General features: G+C 68.8%; 14 protein-coding genes and 1 pseudogene. 13 read left to right on the plus strand and 2 right to left on the minus strand.

The genetic code is table 11. The features are described 5' to 3' along the window. Positions 1–22: 22 nt before the first annotated feature. Positions 23–832 carry a bifunctional 2-polyprenyl-6-hydroxyphenol methylase/3-demethylubiquinol 3-O-methyltransferase UbiG gene (locus tag KXD96_RS11255; RefSeq protein WP_260744627.1) on the minus strand — a complete coding sequence of 270 codons (810 nt, stop codon included), beginning with the start codon at positions 830–832 and terminating at the stop codon, positions 23–25. Between the two features lie 228 nt (positions 833–1,060). On the opposite strand from KXD96_RS11255, the gene KXD96_RS11260 reads away from it, so the two are divergent. From KXD96_RS11260 to mnmA, 7 genes are all read left to right on the plus strand, one after another. Then, complete coding sequence (locus tag KXD96_RS11260; protein ID WP_260744628.1) at positions 1,061–1,852, plus strand: electron transfer flavoprotein subunit beta/FixA family protein; 792 nt, start codon at positions 1,061–1,063, stop codon at positions 1,850–1,852. A gap of 39 nt (positions 1,853–1,891) precedes the next feature. After that, on the plus strand, positions 1,892–2,848 hold the full coding sequence (locus tag KXD96_RS11265; RefSeq protein WP_260744629.1) for an electron transfer flavoprotein subunit alpha/FixB family protein: 957 nt from the start codon (positions 1,892–1,894) through the stop codon (positions 2,846–2,848). A 623-nt stretch (positions 2,849–3,471) separates the two neighbouring features. Continuing rightward, positions 3,472–5,118, plus strand: a complete 1,647-nt coding sequence (locus KXD96_RS11270; protein WP_260745327.1) for a GAF domain-containing protein — start codon at positions 3,472–3,474, stop codon at positions 5,116–5,118. A 125-nt stretch (positions 5,119–5,243) separates the two neighbouring features. Further along, positions 5,244–6,089 carry a GNAT family N-acetyltransferase gene (locus KXD96_RS11275; RefSeq protein ID WP_260744630.1) on the plus strand — a complete coding sequence of 282 codons (846 nt, stop codon included), beginning with the start codon at positions 5,244–5,246 and terminating at the stop codon, positions 6,087–6,089. Continuing rightward, positions 6,086–6,991 (plus strand): 1-acyl-sn-glycerol-3-phosphate acyltransferase, encoded by a 906-nt coding sequence (locus KXD96_RS11280; protein ID WP_260744631.1) that lies wholly within the window; start codon positions 6,086–6,088, stop codon positions 6,989–6,991. Before KXD96_RS11275 ends, KXD96_RS11280 begins: the two co-directional genes overlap by 4 nt. A gap of 120 nt (positions 6,992–7,111) precedes the next feature. Then, on the plus strand, positions 7,112–8,290 hold the full coding sequence (locus KXD96_RS11285; RefSeq protein WP_260744632.1) for a cysteine desulfurase family protein: 1,179 nt from the start codon (positions 7,112–7,114) through the stop codon (positions 8,288–8,290). Continuing rightward, complete coding sequence (gene mnmA / locus KXD96_RS11290) at positions 8,291–9,367, plus strand: tRNA 2-thiouridine(34) synthase MnmA (protein ID WP_260744633.1); 1,077 nt, start codon at positions 8,291–8,293, stop codon at positions 9,365–9,367. Here the strand turns inward: mnmA and KXD96_RS11295 are convergent. Continuing rightward, positions 9,364–9,999, minus strand: coding sequence for a sensor domain-containing protein (locus KXD96_RS11295; protein ID WP_260744634.1), 636 nt, complete (start codon positions 9,997–9,999; stop codon positions 9,364–9,366). The genes mnmA and KXD96_RS11295 overlap by 4 nt on opposite strands. A 107-nt stretch (positions 10,000–10,106) precedes the next feature. Between KXD96_RS11295 and KXD96_RS11300 the strand changes: the two genes are divergently transcribed. The 6 genes and pseudogenes from KXD96_RS11300 (at position 10,107) to KXD96_RS11325 (ending at position 18,604) form a co-directional block, all read left to right on the plus strand. After that, a complete protein-coding gene (locus tag KXD96_RS11300; RefSeq protein ID WP_260744635.1) occupies positions 10,107–11,120 on the plus strand; it encodes a methionine synthase in 1,014 nt (337 codons plus the stop codon). Between the two features lie 125 nt (positions 11,121–11,245). After that, complete coding sequence (gene ligA, locus KXD96_RS11305; RefSeq protein WP_260744636.1) at positions 11,246–13,327, plus strand: NAD-dependent DNA ligase LigA; 2,082 nt, start codon at positions 11,246–11,248, stop codon at positions 13,325–13,327. A 3-nt stretch (positions 13,328–13,330) separates the two neighbouring features. After that, positions 13,331–14,443, plus strand: a pseudogene (locus KXD96_RS11310) (cystathionine gamma-lyase). Positions 14,444–14,484: 41 nt separating this feature from the next. Beyond that, on the plus strand, positions 14,485–15,093 hold the full coding sequence (locus KXD96_RS11315; protein ID WP_260745328.1) for a TetR/AcrR family transcriptional regulator: 609 nt from the start codon (positions 14,485–14,487) through the stop codon (positions 15,091–15,093). Between the two features lie 170 nt (positions 15,094–15,263). Beyond that, positions 15,264–15,710, plus strand: a complete 447-nt coding sequence (locus tag KXD96_RS11320; protein WP_260744637.1) for an MmpS family protein — start codon at positions 15,264–15,266, stop codon at positions 15,708–15,710. Further along, on the plus strand, positions 15,707–18,604 hold the full coding sequence (locus KXD96_RS11325; protein ID WP_260744638.1) for an RND family transporter: 2,898 nt from the start codon (positions 15,707–15,709) through the stop codon (positions 18,602–18,604). The genes KXD96_RS11320 and KXD96_RS11325 overlap by 4 nt, the downstream gene beginning before the upstream one ends. Positions 18,605–18,637 lie beyond the last annotated feature (33 nt).

Genomic DNA, 18,637 nt, shown 5'->3' on the forward strand with positions numbered 1-18,637 from the left:
GGCACCCGGTCGTGCGAATTGCTCACGGCGCTACCGCGATCGCGATCAGATCCAGGCTGTCGTCGATGTCCCGGCGGCCGCTTTCCACGATGTCGAAGTCGTCACATGTCACCGCGGCCACATCCGCCGTCAGCTCCGGCGGCCAGGGCGCATCGGCCACCGCGCGCTCGATCTGCGCGTCGATGAGGGAGCCGCCGTGGCGGGCATCCATCTCCCGCAGCCGCGGACCGTGGAACAGCCCGCTGATCGACACCTCCCGAAAACCCGCGTCGACCAGCAATTCGGTCAGCTCGCCGGCGTTCAGTTCCCGGGTGTGGAACGGGTTGATCGGGGTGTCGCGGCCGGGAGAGAACGTGATCCGGTTGGGTGTGGACACCATCAGCAATCCGCCGCGACGCAGCACCCGGGCGCACTCGGCGACGAACTGTGCCTGATCCCACAGGTGCTCGATGACTTGGAAGTTGACCACAATATCCACTGACGCATCGGGAAGCGGCAGCTCGGCCAGGTTCGCCCGCATGACCTCCACCCGGGGGTAGCGGGCGCGCACATGGGCCACGGCGGCCTCGTCGTAATCCACGGCCACGACCCGGCGGGCGACGCCGGCGATCAGGTCCGCGCCGTACCCCTCGCCGCAGCCGGCCTCGAGCACCTCGCGACCCGCGCAGCGTCCGGCCAGTCGCTGGTAAACCACCTGGTGGCGGCGGAACCAGTAGTTTTCGACGTCCAGATCGGGGATGGTGCGTTCCCCCGTCAGCGTCAGCACCGGGTCAGCCGCGGGCGAGGGATCGCCGGGGCTGTGCCAGGGAACGTCGGGGACGGTTGCGCTCATCGCATAGGCAGGCTAACGCGAAGTGTCGGATTCGCGAACCGGGGAACCGGGCTACCCCGGTTGCGGACGGTAGACACGCCGCAAGAACGTGCAGTACGACCCGCTATGGTGTGAAGGCAGGCTGCACAAAGTTACCGAGTAGTAACACGACCGTGCGCTGCACAACGCGTATTGAAAGTCTCGTGGTCGACTGCTGCGAGACTCCTTCGAGGAGGACGAACCACACTCATGACGAACATCGTGGTCCTGATCAAGCAGGTCCCAGACACCTGGTCGGAGCGCAAGCTGAACGACGGCGATTACACGCTGGACCGCGAGGCCGCCGACGCGGTGCTGGACGAGATCAACGAGCGCGCCGTCGAAGAGGCCCTGCAGATCCGCGAGCGGGAGGGTGGCGAGGGGTCGGTGACCGTGCTGACCGCGGGCCCCGAACGTGCCACCGAGGCGATCCGCAAGGCCCTGTCGATGGGAGCCGACAAGGCCGTACACCTCAAGGACGACGGCATGCACGGATCCTGCGTGGTGCAAACCGCGTGGGCGCTGGCGCGCGCGCTGGGCACCATCGAGGGCACCGAGCTCGTCATCGCCGGTAACGAGTCCACCGATGGCTCCGGCGGCGCGGTGCCGGCGATCATCGCCGAATACCTGGGCCTTCCGCAGCTGACCCACCTGCGCAAGCTGTCGATCGAGGGCGGAAAGGTCACCGGCGAGCGCGAGACCGACGAGGGCCTGTTCACGCTCGAGGCGTCGCTGCCCGCCGTGGTCAGTGTGACCGAGAAGATCAACGAGCCGCGCTTCCCCTCCTTCAAGGGCATCATGGCCGCGAAGAAGAAAGAGGTCACGGTGCTGACCCTGGCCGAAATCGGGGTGGAAAGCGACGAGGTCGGGCTTGCCAACGCCGGCTCGACGGTGCTGTCGTCGACGCCGAAGCCGCCGAAGACCGCGGGTGAGAAGGTCGCCGACGAGGGCGAGGGCGGTAATCAGATCGCGCAGTACCTGGTCGGCCAGAAGATCATCTAGACGAGCACCCATCCCACAGACGAGAAGAGCGAAGAAATCATGGCTGAAGTTTTGGTGCTCGTTGAGCACGCCGAAGGCGCACTGAAGAAGGTCACCTCCGAACTCATCACCGCCGCCCGCGCGCTGGGCGAGCCGGCCGCCGTCGTGGTCGGCAAGCCCGGAACGGCCGCGCCGCTGGTCGACGGGCTGAAGGAGGCGGGCGCCGCCAAGATCTACGTCGCCGAGTCCGACGACGCCGAGAACTACCTGATCACCCCGGTGGTCGACGTGCTGGCCGCGCTGGCCGAGTCGAACGCGCCCGCCGCCGTGCTGTTGTCCGCCAACGCCGACGGCAAGGAGGTCGCGGGCCGGCTCGCGGCCCGCATCGGATCCGGTCTGTTGGTCGACGTGGTCGGCGTCCAGGAGGGCAACAAGGCGGTGCACTCCATCTTCGGTGGTGCGTTCACCGTCGAGTCGCAGGCCAACGGCGATACCCCGGTCATCACGGTGCGCGGTGGCGCCATCGACGCCGAGCCGCAGGCCGGCGCCGGCGAGCAGGTCACCGTGGAGGTGCCCGCGGCCGCCGAGAACGCCACCAAGATCACGGCCCGCGAGCCCGCGGTTGCCGGTGACCGTCCGGAACTCACCGAGGCCAGCATCGTGGTGTCCGGTGGCCGCGGGGTGGGCAGCGCGGAGAACTTCAGCGTGGTCGAGGCGCTGGCCGACTCGCTGGGTGCCGCCGTCGGTGCGTCGCGCGCCGCGGTCGACTCCGGCTACTACCCGGGCCAGTTCCAGGTCGGCCAGACCGGCAAGACGGTGTCGCCGCAGCTCTACATCGCGCTGGGCATCTCCGGGGCCATCCAGCACCGGGCCGGCATGCAGACGTCCAAGACGATCGTCGCGGTCAACAAGGACGAAGAAGCGCCGATCTTCGAGATCGCCGACTACGGCGTGGTGGGCGACCTGTTCAAGGTCGCTCCGCAGCTGACCGAAGCCATCAAGGCACGCAAGGGCTGAGCTCCTCGGCTTGAGCAGCCCCCGACACCCGGTGTCGGGGGCTCTCGCGTATGCGACACGCGCGCTGCCCTGGACCCGAAGGGGCCTATCGGTTTCCGCGCTCGGCCGGCGCAATGCGGGTACGGCTGTCGGCGCTGTGGCGGCGCGTGACCTCCGCGAGCTCGCGGGCGGCGCGCGCCGTCTCACGGGCTTGGCGCGCCCGCGCAATGGCATCCCCCAGGTCGGGCGCGGGCACCCGCTCATCGGCGGCACGGCGTCGGGCGCGGGAGCGGTGAGACTTCTGCCGGCACGCCCCACTGCAGTAGCGCGCGTCGGCGCGACCGTAGAAGGCCGTGCCGCACTGCCAACACTGCACGCGACACGCGGCCATAACGGCATGTTACGACTATTCGTAACGCATAGCAAACCCCTAAAATTTTCGTCTTTGGGACTGCTAAGGTGGCTTCTACCGGCGAAGCAAGGAGTAACCCCGACGGTGACTCGGCCAGCCCAGCAAACAATTTTCAGCTGGGGCTCTGACTTGGCTTCCCGGCCGCCAGGCATCAGTCGGGGAGGGTCGGGAGATGCGTGAAGACGAGGGTAAATCGGCTTTCGGGCTGCGTCGCCCCGACTATCTGAGCCGGATGCACGAGCAACTTGACGAGTTGGTTGCCGACCGCCAGCAGATGGGACAGCTGCTACAGGTGGCGATCGAGATCGGGTCCGATCTCGATCTCGACGCCATCTTGCGTCGCATCGTGGCCGCCGCAATAGGCATGACCGGCGCCCGCTACGGAGCCATCGGGGTGTGGGGACTCGAGGGAACCCTCGCCTCATTCGTGCATAGCGGAATGGACCCCGAAGCGGTGCGGCTGATCGGTCATCTGCCGGTGGGCAAAGGCGTGCTGGGCGCCCTGCGCGACCGCACCGAGCCGCTGCGCATGACCGACCTGTCCGGCGATCCGATCGCCGTTGGATTCCCGGAGCACCACCCGCCGATGCGGGCCTTCCTCGGGATGCCCGTCATCATCCGCGGCGCGGTGTTCGGCAGCCTGTATGTGACCGACGATCGACCCGGGCGAAGCTTCAGCGACGCCGACGAGATCACCGTGCAGGCGCTCGCCTCGGCGGCATCGGTGGCGATCGACAACGCCCGGCTGTTCGACCGGGCCCGCGTGGGCGCCCGATGGACCGACGCCAGCCGCGAGATCAGCAACGCCCTGCTCTCCGAGTCGCGCCCGGATCTATGCCCGCTGCAGCTGATCGCCGAACGCGCAGCGCAGCTCACCGACGCCGAGCAGGCGATCGTCCTCGTGCCAGCCGACCCCGACCAACCAAGCGATGAGGTAGACCGCCTGGTCGTGTCCGTGGCGGTTGGCCTACACGCCAAAGAGGTTCTGGGTCAAGAGGTTCCGGTCAAGGGATCCACCACCGGCGAGGTATTCCGGTCCGGGCGACCCCTGCTCACCGAGACGTTTCGTCGTCCCATCCGCGCGTTCACCGACGTCGGCGAGCGACCCGCGATCCTGATGCCCCTGCGATCCGACCAGCAGACGCTCGGCGTCATCATTGTGGCCCGCAACACCGACGCGCGTCCTTTCGAAGAAGGGCACCTCGACCTCGTTCGCGACTTCGCCGACCATGCCGCGATCGCCCTCACGCTGGCCACCGAACGACGGAACGCGCGCGAGCTCAGCGTGTTGGTCGACCGGGAGCGCATCGCCCGCGACCTGCACGACCAGGTGATCAGCCGTGTCTTCACCGTCGGTATGGACCTGCAAGGCATCGCCGCCCGCCTCCGCTCACCGCAACTCGCGGCGCGGCTGACCCAATCCGTGAACGAGCTGCAGGACGTCATCGACGACATCCGGCGCACCGTCTTTGATCTGCAGCACCCGCCGTCCCGGCGGCGCAGTTTCGCCGAGCGTGTCCAGGACGCGATCTCGCGCCTCACCGACGACCACGAGGGGACGACCCTGCGCATGGCGGGGACGATGACCGCGGTGGGCGACGAACTCGCCGCACACGCCGAAGCCGTCATCAGCGAAGCGCTCAGCAACGCGGTGCGCCAGTCGCGCGCCGCGACCGTCGCCGTCGACGTCACCGTCACGGACGAGCTGCTCATCGAGATCACCGACGACGGGGACGGGGCCGCCTCGGGCAACCAGGGCCACGGGGGCCTTGAGGAGATCGCCCGCCGCGCCAAGGAGCTCGGGGGCGATTGCGCGATTTTTTGTCCGTCCAACGGCGGCACCCGGGTCCGCTGGAGCGCACCGCTGCAGAGTCGCTGAACCCGGGCTCTTGAGGGGGGAGCCCGGGTTCAGCGCTCCCGCAACCACATCTCGTCACCTGACGTGCACGGACACGTCACAGCCACGACGCCGACTCGCTCATCGACTACGCAACGTTGGTCGACATGAGCATCGCTTCTGTCCTGATTCCCAGCGACAAGCCCGACGGTGTGACGATGGCGTCGCCCGCCGGACCGCACTACTCGCTCTTGCTGTCCACCGACCCCGGCATGATCGAGGCGGCGCAGCGGCTCCGATACGACGTGTTCAGCAGCACGCCCGGCTTCGCCCTGCCGACGAACGACCACGAACGACGGGATGTCGACAGGTTCGACGAGCACTGCGACCACCTGCTGGTTCGCGACGACGGCACCGGCGAGCTGGTGGGTTGTTACCGCATGCTGGCCCCGGCGGGCGCGATCGCGGCCGGGGGCCTGTACACCGCGACGGAATTCGACATCCGCGCTCTCGACCCCCTGGGGCCCTCGCTGGTGGAGATGGGACGCGCCGCGGTGCGCGAAGGTCACCGCAACGGCGGCGTCGTGTTGCTGATGTGGGCGGGCATCCTGGCCTACCTGGACCGCTACGGCTACGACTACGTGACCGGCTGCGTCTCGGTGCCTATCGACGGAGATTCCGCTGGCCCGGGCAGCCAGCTACGCGGCGTCCGCGACTTCATCCTGAGCCGTCACGCCGCCCCGCCGCGGTACCGGGTGCGTCCACACCGGCCGGTGATCGTCGGCGGGAAGGCGCTCGACGAGATTCCGGCTCCCGCGCGGCCGTCGGTCCCCGCGCTGATGCGCGGTTATCTGCGGCTGGGCGCCCAGGTGTGCGGTGAGCCCGCGCACGACCCCGACTTCGGGGTGGGCGATTTCTGCGTCCTGCTGGACAAGCGGCGCGCCGACACCCGATATCTGAAGCGGCTGCGCTCCGTGTCGGCCGCCTCGCAGCTGGCCGGCGGCGACCGATGAGCACTCCCGGTCGCACTGGGCACCCCTGGTTACCGCGCGCATCGTGTGACGCCGGTTGTGTGCGGCCGGGCGACGTGGCCTGCTCGTTGAAGCTGTTGGTGGCGCTGCGGGTGACGCTTCGCGTCATGCTGGCGCTGCTGCTGGCGCCGGGGGTGGCGCTGCTGGCGGTGCCGCTGCCCGGCCGGACGCGCGTGCAGCGCGTCTATTGCCGGACGGTGTTGCGCTGCTTCGGAATTCGGATCACGGTCTCGGGCAGCCCAATTCGCAACCTGCGCGGGGTCTTGGTGGTCAGCCCGCACATGTCGTGGCTCGACGTCTTCGCCATCGGGTCGGTGCTGCCGGGGTCGTTCGTCGCCCGGGCCGACATGTTCACCGGGCCCGCCACCGGCATCGTGGCCCGTCTCCTGAAGATCATCCCGATCGAGCGGTCCAGTCTGCGGCGCCTGCCGGCGGTGGTCGACACCGTCGCACGCCGGCTTCGGGCCGGGCAGACGGTCGTGTGCTTTCCGGAGGGCACCACCTGGTGTGGTTCACCCGGCGACGATGCCGGCCGGGTAGCACCCGGGCACGGGGCCGGGCAATCGCACCGAGGCCGCGGGACCTTCTATCCGGCGATGTTCCAGGCCGCCATCGACGCCGGCCGTCCGGTGCAGCCGCTTGGGCTGAGCTACCACCACGTCGACGGCCGCGTCTCGACCGTGCCGGCCTTCGTCGGCGACGAGACACTGCCGCGGTCTATCTGCAGGCTGCTCACCGTGCGCCGCACCCTGGCGCGGGTGCACGTCGAATCCCTGCAGCTCCCGGGGACCGATCGGCGGGTCCTGGCGAGCCGCTGCCAATCGGCGGTGCGCGCCGGAGCGGTCCGGCCCGCCGGCCACGGGCCCGTGCTGGTGGCCTCCTAGCCGGGTGGTGGAGACCCGCAGCGCGCGGTCCCCCGCAAGCGGGAGGTGCCCCCTGCGCCGCGCTTGCGATCGCCACTGGCACGGGTAGCCCTCGGACCTGCCGGTATCGTAGGTCGGGTCATGGCCTACCTGGATCACGCCGCTACCACGCCGATGCACCCCGCCGCCGTCGAGGCGATGACGGCGGTGCTGGGCAATGTCGGCAACGCCTCTTCGCTGCACACCAGCGGCCGGGCGGCGCGGCGGCGCATCGAGGAATCCCGCGAGCTGATCGCCGACAGGCTGGGCGCCCGCCCGTCCGAGGTCATCTTCACCGCCGGCGGGACCGAAAGCGACAACCTGGCCGTCAAGGGCATCTACTGGGCGCGCCGCGACGCCGAACCGCGCCATCGGCGCATCATCACCAGCGAGGTGGAACACCACGCCGTCCTGGATTCGGTGAACTGGCTCGTCGAACACGAAGGCGCCGAGGTGACCTGGCTGCCGACCGCCGCCGACGGCTCGGTGTCGGTGGGCGCGCTGCGCGAGGCGCTGCGCAGCCACGACGATGTCGCGCTGGTGTCGGTGATGTGGGCCAACAACGAGGTCGGCACCGTCATGCCGGCCGCCGAGCTGGCCGCCGTCGCGGCCGAATTCAAGGTCCCGATGCACAGCGACGCCGTGCAGGCGGTGGGCCAGCTGCCGGTGGACTTCGCCGCCAGCGGCCTTTCGGCGATGAGCGTGGCCGCGCACAAATTCGGCGGTCCTCCCGGCGTGGGCGCGTTATTACTGCGCCGCGACGTGACGTGTGTACCGCTGTCACACGGGGGCGGGCAGGAGCGCGACATTCGCTCCGGCACCGCCGATGTCGCCGGTGCGGTCGGCATGGCGGCCGCGGCCCGAATCGCGGTGGACGGGATCGAGGCCAACAGTGCGAGGCTTCGGGTGTTGCGGGACCGCCTGATCGACGGAGTGCTGGCCGGCATCGAGGACGTCGGTGTCAACGGTGCCCCTGACCCGCGGCGGCTGCCGGGCAACGCGCACTTCACATTCCGCGGCTGCGAGGGCGACGCGCTGTTAATGCTGTTGGACGCCAACGGAATCGAGTGCTCGACCGGATCAGCGTGCACCGCGGGCGTCGCGCAACCGTCGCATGTGTTGCTTGCGATGGGCGCCGACCCGACCAACGCCCGCGGGTCGTTACGCATGTCATTGGGGCACACCAGCGTCGACGCCGACATCGACGCGGTGTTGCAGGTGCTGCCCGCGGCGGTGGACCGCGCGCGCCGGGCCGCACTGGCCGCTGCGGGGGCTCCCTAAGTGAAGGTCCTCGCCGCGATGAGCGGTGGCGTCGACTCGTCGGTCGCCGCCGCCCGCATGGTCGACGCCGGGCACGATGTGGTCGGCGTGCACCTGGCGTTGTCGACCTCCCCCGGCGCCCTGCGCACCGGCTCGCGTGGGTGCTGCTCGAAAGAAGACGCCTCGGACGCGAGCCGCGTCGCGGATGTGCTCGGAATCCCGTTCTATGTCTGGGATTTCGCCGAAAGGTTCCAAGCGGACGTGATCGACGACTTCGTGTCGTCGTACGCGCGCGGCGAGACGCCCAACCCCTGCGTGCGCTGCAATCAGCGGATCAAGTTCTCGGCGCTCTCGGCGAAAGCCGTTGCGCTGGGCTTCGACACGGTGGCCACCGGCCACTACGCCCGGCTGTCCGGTGGGCGGCTGCGCCGCGCGGTGGATGCGGACAAGGACCAGTCCTACGTGTTGGCCGTGCTGACCGCCGAGCAGCTGCGCCACGCCACCTTCCCGATCGGGGACACCCCCAAGGCGCAGATTCGTGCCGAAGCCGCCTGCCGCGGCCTGGCGGTCGCGGAGAAGCCCGACAGCCACGACATCTGCTTCATCCCGTCCGGGAACACCAGGGCCTTCCTGGGCGAGCGCATCGCGGTCCGCCGCGGCACCGTGGTCGGCCCCGACGGCGCGGTGCTCGCCGAGCACGACGGGGTGCACGGCTTCACCATCGGCCAGCGCAAGGGCCTGGGCATCGGCGGTCCCGGCCCGGACGGGGGCCCGCGCTACGTGACGGCCATCGATGCCGACACCGCGACCGTTCGGGTCGGCGAGGCGGCCGACCTCGACGTGCGCGAGTTGCGCGGCCGGGAGCCGGTCTTCACCGCCGGGCGGCCACCATCGGGCCCCGTCGAGTGCGCGGTCCAGGTGCGGGCGCACGGCGAAACCGCTAATGCCGTAGCCGAATTGGTCGGCGACGAGCTGGTCGTGCGGTTGCGCGTCCCGCTGCGCGGCGTCGCGCGCGGCCAGACGCTGGTGCTGTATCGCCCCGACCCGGACGGTGACGAGGTGCTCGGCAGCGCCACCATCGCCGACACCGCGCGTTAGGCCGGCACGTTCGCGACGATGTTCGTCATCACGATGTCGGACACCGATTGGGCAAAGCCGCAGAAGGTGACCTCCAGAATCGCCACCGACCGCAACCGGTAATCGCGACCGCAGCCACCCGGACGCAGGTGCAGCGAGGCGGCGTCGGCCTTCCAGTCGCCGACGTACTGCTGGCCGGCCGAGCCGTTCGCGCAATCACCGACCGTGGCCACCAGCGCGCCGAAAGCGCGCTGTGCGGTGTCGACATCCCGGTAGGCGGCGGCCCCTTCGGAGATCAGCGCGCCGTCGGGCGGGTCCTGGAAGGTGGTCTTGTGGAACTCTTCGACGTCGGGCCCGAACGTCGCCGTCTCGGCGTAGATGAACCGGCACTCGCGCGGCGTCGTATCGGCGAGAGCGTCGATGTCCACCGGGCTGGTGCCGTCCATGGAGGGAATGATCGTCAGGTGCTCGCCCGCGCCGGTGATCGCGCGCATCCGTGACTGGTCCAACAGGATCGTGTCGACGTTGACGCCCTGCACGACCCTACGGGGAGCGCCGAATTCGGCCACCGCCGCGCCGTCCACCACCCGGGTGCACGCCGCGGCCAGCCCCACGGCCCCGCACAACAGCAGCGGCCGTGCCAATCGCAGCATCCGCGACACGTTTCGCACCCCTTCTCGCCTCGAACCTACCCGCGCTGCCGCGCGGCGGACACCCCTGGCCGCCGGTGCGTGAGGTCGCGTCGAATACGGTTGGGCCGGTGAGTGTTTTCGCGAAGGCCAGCGGCGTCGGGTCGTGGCCCGGCAGCAAGCCCCGGGAGGCCGCCGAGGTCGTCGTCGGGGAGTTGGCCGGCGCGCTGCCCCACATCGTCGAGCTGCCCGCCCGGGGAGTGGGCGCTGACATGCTCGGTCGGTCGGGCGCGCTGCTGATCGATGTGGCCATCGATATCGCCCCGCGGGGCTATCGCCTTGTCGCCCGGCCCGGCGCCGTCACCCGCCGCGCCGTCAGCCTGCTCGACGAGGACATGGACGCGCTGGAAGAGGCCTGGGAGGTGGCCGGCCTCCGCGGTGGCGACCGCGTGGTCAAGGTGCAGGCCCCCGGGCCGATCACGCTGGCGGCCGAGGTCGAGCTGGCCAACGGCCATCGGGCGATCACCGACACCGGCGCCGTGCGGGATCTGGCGGCGTCGCTGGCCGAAGGCGTCGCCGCCCACCGCGCGGCGCTGGCCCGGCGGCTCGAGACGCCGGTGGCGGTGCAGTTCGACGAGCCGTCGCTGCCGAAGGCGTTGGGCGGGCGGCTGACCGGGGTCACGGCGCTGAGCCCCGTCGCCCCGCTGGACGCGGCGGTGGCCGTCGCCCTGCTCGACACCTGCGTCGCCGCGGTGGGAGGCGAGGTGCTGGTGCACAGTTGCGCCCCGGGCTTGCCGTGGGACGTGTTGCGGGACAGCCGCATTGGTGCGGTATCGGTGGACGCGAGCACGCTGGTCGCGGCGGATCTCGACGGTATGGCGGCGTTCGTGGAGTCGGGTCGCGCGGTCATGTTGGGGGTGGTTGCCGCCAGCGCCCCGCCGCGGCGGCCGTCGGCCGAAGAGGTGGCGGCCGCGCTGGTCGCGGTGACGGATCGCCTCGGCTTCGCACGCTCGGCGCTGCGCGATCGCATCGGCATCACCCCGGCGTGTGGTCTGGCCGGCGCGACGCCCGAGTGGGCCCGCCTGGCGATCGAGCTGGCCCGCAGGGCGGCCGAGGCATTCGCGGAGGACCCCGACGCCATTTAGTGGCTCGATGCCGCCGAGATTGCCGTCACGGTCGCGCCCGCTCGGTCGATGACAACCACCGCGGCAATCTGGGCGGAAGCGAGCGGGGTAGCCCCGGTGTCGGCGGCCTCGGATAGCCTGCGAGGGTGAGCTCAGCAGAAGCTGATTCGGTGTCGCCCGAGGTCCGGCGGCAGTGGCAGGAACTGGCGGACGAAGTCCGCGAACATCAGTTCCGCTACTACATCAAGGACGCGCCGATCGTCTCCGATGCCGAATTCGACAAGATGTTCAACGACCTTGTCGCGCTGGAGGAGCGTTACCCGGAGCTGCGGGTTCCGGATTCCCCGACCCAGTTGGTCGGCGGGGCGGGCTTCGCCACCGACTTCACCGAGGCCGAGCACCTCGAACGGATGCTGAGCCTCGACGACGTGTTCGACCGCGACGAGCTGGTCGCCTGGAGCAACCGCGTCGAGAAAGAGATCGGTTGCGAGCCGTACTACTTGTGCGAACTCAAGATCGACGGGGTGGCGTTGTCCCTGGTGTACCGCGACGGGCGGCTGGAACGGGCCGCCACGCGCGGCGACGGCCGGGTCGGCGAGGATGTGACGCTCAATGCGCGCACCATCGACGACGTGCCCGAGCGGCTCACCCCAAGTGCCGATTTGCCGATTCCCGCCTTGCTCGAGGTGCGTGGCGAGGTGTTCTTCATGCTGGCCGATTTCGAGGCGCTCAACGCGAGCCTGGTGGAGGACGGCAAGCCGCCGTTCGCCAATCCGCGTAATAGCGCAGCCGGTTCGCTGCGCCAGAAGAACCCGGCCGTCACCGCCCGGCGCAAGCTGCGGATGATCTGCCACGGCATCGGCCGCACCGACGGGTTCGCGCCCGCGACGCTGCACGAGGCGTACACCGCGCTCAAAGCCTGGGGTTTGCCGGTGGCCGAAGAAACCACGCGCGTGCGCGGCCTTCCCGCCGTCGAGAACCGGATCGACTATTGGGGTGAGCACCGCTACGAGATCGATCACGAAATCGATGGCGTGGTAGTCAAAGTCGACGACTTCGCGCTGCAGCGCCGGCTGGGGACGACGTCTCGGGCGCCGCGGTGGGCCGTCGCATACAAGTATCCGCCCCAGGAGGCGCAAACCAAGTTGCTCGACATCCGGGTCAACGTCGGGCGCACCGGGCGCGTCACGCCGTTCGCATTCATGACGCCGGTCAAGGTGGCGGGGTCGACCGTCGGGCTGGCCACCCTGCACAACGCCGCCGAGGTCAAGCGCAAGGGCGTGCTGATCGGTGACACCGTCATGATCCGTAAGGCGGGCGACGTGATCCCGGAAGTGCTGGGCCCCGTCGTCGACCTGAGGGACGGGTCCGAGCGCGAATTCGTCATGCCCACAACGTGTCCCGAATGCGGCACCACACTGGCCCCCGCCAAGGAGGGCGACGCCGACATCCGCTGTCCCAATGCCCGGTCCTGCCCGGCGCAGCTGCGAGAGCGCGTCTTCCACGTCGCCGGTCGGGGAGCGCTGGACATCGAGGGGCTCGGATACGAGGCCGCCATCGCGCTGCTGAAGGCCGGGGTGATCGCCGACGAGGGAGATCTGTTCACCCTCACCGAGGACGACCTGTTGCGCACCGAGCTCTTTCGGACCAAGGCCGGCGCGTTGTCCGCCAACGGCAGGCGGCTGCTGGACAACCTGGACAAGGCCAAGACGGTCGCGCTGTGGCGGGTACTGGTGGCGCTGTCGATCCGGCATGTCGGGCCGACCGCCGCGCGCGCCCTGGCCACGGAGTTCGGCAGCCTGGACGCGATCATGTCCGCGTCGACCGAACAGCTGGCCGCGGTCGAGGGTGTCGGACCGACGATCGCCGCCGCCCTCACCGAGTGGTTCACCGTCGACTGGCATCGCGCCATCGTCGACAAGTGGCGCGCGGCCGGGGTGCGGATGGCCGACGAGCGGGACGCCAGCGTGCCCCGCACCTTGGAAGGCCTGACGATTGTCGTCACCGGTTCGTTGACCGGCTTTTCGCGCGACGACGCCAAGGAGGCGATCATCGCCCGCGGCGGAAAGGCCGCCGGTTCGGTGTCGAAGAAGACCGACTACGTGGTCGCCGGCGATTCACCGGGCTCCAAGTACGACAAGGCCGTGGAGCTCGGCGTGCCCGTCCTCGACGAGGACGGTTTCCGAAACCTGCTGGCCGAGGGTCCCCCGGAAAGCCCGGCGGACTAGCCGATGACCGGTCGATACGGCGATTCCACCCGCAGCCTCAAAGCGGCGAGTCCACAGCCGGTCTCGGGTCAGCCGGTGGCACCGCAGGCCGTGCTCGCCGCCACCTATCACCTGTCCGGCGACGACACCGGCGCACTGGACAACTACGGGCGCAGCTCCAACCCGACGTGGCGACAACTGGAGTCGGCGCTCGCCGAGCTGGAGGGAGGGACCGGAGCGCTGGTTTTCGGCTCGGGCATGGCGGGCATCGGCGCCGTGCTGCGGGCGCTGGCGAAGCCCGGTTCGACCCTCGCGGTGCCCGCCGACGGCTACTACCAAGTGCGCCGTTTCGCCAGGGAAGACCTGGCGCCCGCGGGGGTGACCGTCATCGAGGCGTCGAGCGAGCAGATCTATGACGCCGCCGCGGTCGCCGACGTGGTGCTGGCCGAAACTCCGGTCAACCCTTCCTTGGATGTGGTTGACCTGCACCGGTTGGCCACCATCTGCCGCGATCGCCATGCGCGCTTGGTCGTCGACAACACCGCCGCTACGCCCTTGGGCCAGCAGCCGCTGTCGCTGGGCGCCCACGCGGTGGTGGCCAGCGCCACCAAGTCGCTGTCCGGCCACAGCGACCTGCTCGCGGGCTACGTCGCCGCCAACGAGCCCGAGTTGCTCGCCGCCGTGGAGCGGCAACGACTGCTCGCCGGTGCGATCCTGGGCGGCTTCGAGGCATGACTGCTGTTGCGCAGCCTGGCAAGCGCCGGGCTGCGCTTCGAGCGGCAATGCCAGAACGCCCGGGCGGTGGCGACGATGTTGGCCCGCCACCCCGCGGCAAGGGTGGTGCGCTACCCGGGGTTGGCTGCGGACCCGGCGCATCGCGTGGCCATGGCGCAGATGCGCCGGTTCGGGGCTCTGGTCTCGGTCGAATTGGCCGACTTCGCCGCGGTGCAAGCCCTCGTGGCCAACAGCGAGTTGCTCATCGCGTCGACCAGCTTCGGTGGCCTGCACACGTCGGTGGACCGCCGGGCACGCTGGGGCGATGCCGTGGGCGATGGCTTCGCGCGCATCTCGCTGGGCATCGAAGACACCGACGACCTCGTCGCGGACATCGAACGCGCTCTCGTGACACCGAGGTAGCGGCCTCGTCCGAAATTGGGCCGCACCGCGCGGGCGGCTCTATCGTGGGCGTTATGACCCAGACGGCCGACCCGTGCACGCAGGCGTCAGCCTGGTCGCCCCGGGAGGCGGAGATCCTGGCGGTGACCCTGCGGCTGTTGCAGGAGCACGGATACGACCGGTTGACGGTGGATGCCGTCGCCAGCGCCGCCCGCGCCAGCAAGGCCACGGTGTATCGGCGCTGGCCCTCGAAAGCCGAATTGGTGCTGGCCGCCTTCATCGAAGGCGTGCGCCAGGTCGCGGTCCCGCCGAACACCGGCACACTGCGGGGCGACCTGCTGCGCCTGGGGGAGACGGTCTGCCAGGAGGGCGGCCAGCTCGCGAGCACGATTCGCGCGGTGATGGTCGAGGTGTCGCGCCATCCCGCGCTGGACGATGCCCTGCAACATCAATTCCTCGACCAGCGCAGGGCGTTGATACAGCACGTCCTGCAACAGGCCGTGGACCGCGGCGAGATCGACGAGGGCGCCATCACCGATGAGCTCTGGGACCTGCTGCCCGGCTACCTCATTTTCCGGTCCATCATCCCCGACCGACCGCCCACCCGCAGCACCGTGCGAGCGCTGGTCGACGGGTTCATCATCCCCGGCCTGACCAGGAAAAGCCGGTAGCGCCGCAGTCACCGCCCGGTCAGCCAACTTTCGATGAATGTGTACGCTCGCGTCTCTTGTACAGTACGGTCCAGTACCGTACTGTGATAGCTGTCGATCACGCCCGATCCGCCGGCAGCCGCCCTCGGCTCGGGGGTGAGCGTGTCGCCCGATGATCGAAAGGTGAACGGGTGAAGGGGATTTCGGTGGCATCCCTGGTCAAACGGGGGTGGATGGTGCTGGTCGCGGTGTTGGTCGTCGCGCTCGCGGGGTTCGCCATCTATCGCCTGCACGGAATCTTCGGCTCGCACAACAACACGGCGGCCAACAGCGGCCTGTCCAACGAGATCGTGCCGTTCAACCCCAAACAGGTGGTGCTCGAAGTCTTCGGCGAGCCCGGCGCGAGCGCGACCATCAACTACCTTGATGTCAACGCCCAGCCGCAGCAAGTCAAGGACGCCCCGCTGCCGTGGTCGTTCACGATCACCACGACGGAACCCGCGGTCATCGGTAACGTCGTCGCACAGGGCAACGGGGACACCCTCGGCTGCCGCATCACCGTCAACGGCGAAGTGAAGGACGAACGCACCGTTGACAAAGCCCATGCCTACACCTTCTGTCTGGACAAATCGGGATGAGCGACCATCAGCAGTCGGGGAGCTTCGCGCCGCGCACCATTCGCCGGCTTGCATTGCCGATCCTGCTCTTCTGGGTGGCGCTGGCCGCGATCACCAACATCGCGGTGCCGCAACTGGAAGACGTCGGAAAAGTGCACAACGTGGCGCTGAGCTCGCCAGATGCACCCTCGCTCAAGGCAATCAAGCGCATCGGCCAGGTGTTCAAGGAATTCGACACCGACAGTTCGGCCATGGTGGTCCTAGAAGGCGACAAGCCGCTCGGCGCGGACGCGCACAAGTTCTACGACGCGATGGTCCGCAAGCTCGAGCAGGACCGCAAGCACGTCGAACACGTTCAGGACTTCTGGGGCGACACCCTGACGGCGGCGGGATCGCAGAGCTCCGACGGCAAGGCGGCCTATGTCCAGGTGTTTCTGACGGGGAACCAGGGCTCGGCGCTGGCAAACGAATCCGTCGGTGCGGTTCGTGACATCGTCGAACACACTCCGCCCCCGCCCGGCGTCAAAGCGTACGTCACCGGTGCGGCGCCGCTGATCTCCGATCAATTCGACGTCGGTAGCAAGGGAACCGCCAAGGTCACCGGGATCACCGTGGGCGTGATCGCGCTGATGCTGTTCTTCGTCTACCGCTCGGTGCTCACCACGCTGCTCGTGCTCGCCACGGTCCTCATCGAAATGTCGGCCGCTCGCGGGCTCGTCGCCGTTCTCGGCAACGCCGGGGTGATCGGGCTGTCGACCTATGCCACCAATCTGCTGACGCTGTTGGTGATCGCCGCCGGGACGGACTACGCGATCTTCTTCGTGGGCCGCTATCAGGAAGCGCGCGGGACCGGTGAGAGCCGCGAAAAAGCTTTCTACACCATGTATCACGGCACGACGCACATCGTCTTGGGCTCGGGGCTCACCGTTGCCGGCGCGGTGGCCTGCCTCAGCTTCACCCGGCTGCCCTATTTCCAGAGTTTGGGCGTCCCCGCCGCACTGGGCATCGTCGTCGCGCTCTTCGCCGCGCTCACGCTGGGCCCGGCCATCCTGACCCTGGGTGCCAAGGTGGGCATCTTCGACCCCAAGCGCGCGATGCGAACTCGCGGGTGGCGGCGGATCGGCACCGCCATCGTCCGCTGGCCCGCACCCGTTCTGGCCACCGCTTGCGCGCTGGCCCTGGTGGGCCTGCTCGCGCTGCCGGGCTACAAGACGAGTTACGACTCCCGGCCGTACATGCCCGTCAGCGCGCCGGCCAATGTCGGGTACACCGCGGCCGAGCGGCATTTCTCCCGCGCCCGGCTGGAGCCCGAATTGCTCATGGTCGAAACGGATCACGACATGCGCAACCCGGCTGACATGCTGATCCTGGACCGGGTGGCCAAGGCGGTGTTCCACGTGCCCGGCATCGCCCAGGTGCAAACCATCACCAGGCCGTTGGGCACGCCGCTCGACCACAGCTCGCTGGCATTCGTGGTCAGCAACCAGAGCGCTGCCCAGCAGCAAAACCTGACGTACCAACGCGATCGCGCGGACGACCTGCTGAAGCAGGCCGGTGAAATCGCGAAGACGATCGACATCCTCAAGCAGCAGTACGTTCTGCAGCAGCAGCTTGCGGACACCACCCACAGTGAGGCCCAAAACTTCCACGACACGATCGCCACCATTGGAGACCTGCGTGACAAGATCGCGAACTTCGACGACTTCTTCCGGCCCGTCCGCAGCTATTTCTATTGGGAGAGGCACTGTTACGACATCCCCGCCTGCTACGCGTTCAGGTCGCTGTTCGACGCCCTCGACGGTATCGACCAGCTCACCGAGAAGTTCCAAGATCTCACGGCGACGTTGGACAAGCTCGACGCCCTGCAGCCCGAGCTGGTCGCGCTGATACCACCGCAGATCGCCAGCCAGCAGACCAATCACGATCTGACATTGGCCAATTACGCGACCCTATCCGGCATTTATGCCCAGACGGCGGCCGCGATCGACAACGCCACCGCCTTGGGTCGAGCGTTCGACGCGGCCAAGAACGATGACACCTTCTACCTGCCTCCCGAGGTGTTCAACAACCCCGACTTCAAGCGTGGGCTCAAACTGTTCCTCTCGCCCGACGGCAAGGCGGCACGGATGATCGTCACGCATGAGGGCGATCCCGCGACGCCCGAGGACATAGCGCACATCGACCCGATCACCAGGGCCGCGCACGAGGCGTTGAAGGGCACGCCCATGGCCGGCGCCCACATCTATGTGGGCGGAACCGCCGCGACGTACAAGGACATTCAAGAGGGCGCCAAGTACGACCTGTTGATCGTGGCCTTCGCCGCGCTGAGCCTGATCCTGCTGATCATGATGATCATCACGCGCAGCCTGATCGCCGCACTCGTCATCGTCGGCACCGTCGCACTCTCGCTGGGCGCCTCCTTCGGACTCTCGGTTCTGGTCTGGCAGTACATCTTCGGCATTCAGCTGTACTGGGTCGTGCTCGCACTGGCCGTAATCCTGCTGCTGGCAGTCGGATCCGACTACAACCTGCTGTTGATCTCACGATTCAAGGAAGAAATCCACGCCGGCCTGAAGACCGGCATCATCCGCGCGATGGCCGGCTCCGGGTCCGTGGTCACGTCGGCCGGCCTGGTTTTCGCCGTCACCATGTGCGCGTTCGTGTTCAGCGGGTTTCAGGTGCTTGGCCAGATCGGCACCACCATCGGCCTCGGCTTGTTGTTCGACACGCTGATCGTGCGGTCGTTCATGACGCCTTCCGTCGCAACACTTCTCGGACGATGGTTCTGGTGGCCCCAACGGGTGCGCCCACGCCCGGCCAGCACGATGCTGCGGCCCTACGGTCCGCGTCCGGCGGTTCGGCAGCTGCTGTTGTGGGACGACGACGACCAGGCGGTGCTGTCGGGGTCGCGTTAGCACCCCCGCGAGCCCGCCTCATGCCCACCCCGT

Source organism: Mycobacterium sp. SMC-2, assembly GCF_025263485.1.
In the GTDB taxonomy this organism is placed as follows: Bacteria; Actinomycetota; Actinomycetes; order Mycobacteriales; family Mycobacteriaceae; genus Mycobacterium.

What these genes read in the sequence shown, in the direction of transcription:
- KXD96_RS11255 (WP_260744627.1), bottom strand. Translation starts at nt 832, where the DNA reads ATGAGCGCAACCGTCCCCGACGTTCCCTGGCACAGCCCCGGCGATCCC.
- KXD96_RS11260 (WP_260744628.1), top strand. Translation starts at nt 1,061, where the DNA reads ATGACGAACATCGTGGTCCTGATCAAGCAGGTCCCAGACACCTGGTCG.
- KXD96_RS11265 (WP_260744629.1), top strand. Translation starts at nt 1,892, where the DNA reads ATGGCTGAAGTTTTGGTGCTCGTTGAGCACGCCGAAGGCGCACTGAAG.
- KXD96_RS11270 (WP_260745327.1), top strand. Translation starts at nt 3,472, where the DNA reads ATGCACGAGCAACTTGACGAGTTGGTTGCCGACCGCCAGCAGATGGGA.
- KXD96_RS11275 (WP_260744630.1), top strand. Translation starts at nt 5,244, where the DNA reads ATGAGCATCGCTTCTGTCCTGATTCCCAGCGACAAGCCCGACGGTGTG.
- KXD96_RS11280 (WP_260744631.1), top strand. Translation starts at nt 6,086, where the DNA reads ATGAGCACTCCCGGTCGCACTGGGCACCCCTGGTTACCGCGCGCATCG.
- KXD96_RS11285 (WP_260744632.1), top strand. Translation starts at nt 7,112, where the DNA reads ATGGCCTACCTGGATCACGCCGCTACCACGCCGATGCACCCCGCCGCC.
- KXD96_RS11295 (WP_260744634.1), bottom strand. Translation starts at nt 9,999, where the DNA reads ATGCTGCGATTGGCACGGCCGCTGCTGTTGTGCGGGGCCGTGGGGCTG.
- KXD96_RS11325 (WP_260744638.1), top strand. Translation starts at nt 15,707, where the DNA reads ATGAGCGACCATCAGCAGTCGGGGAGCTTCGCGCCGCGCACCATTCGC.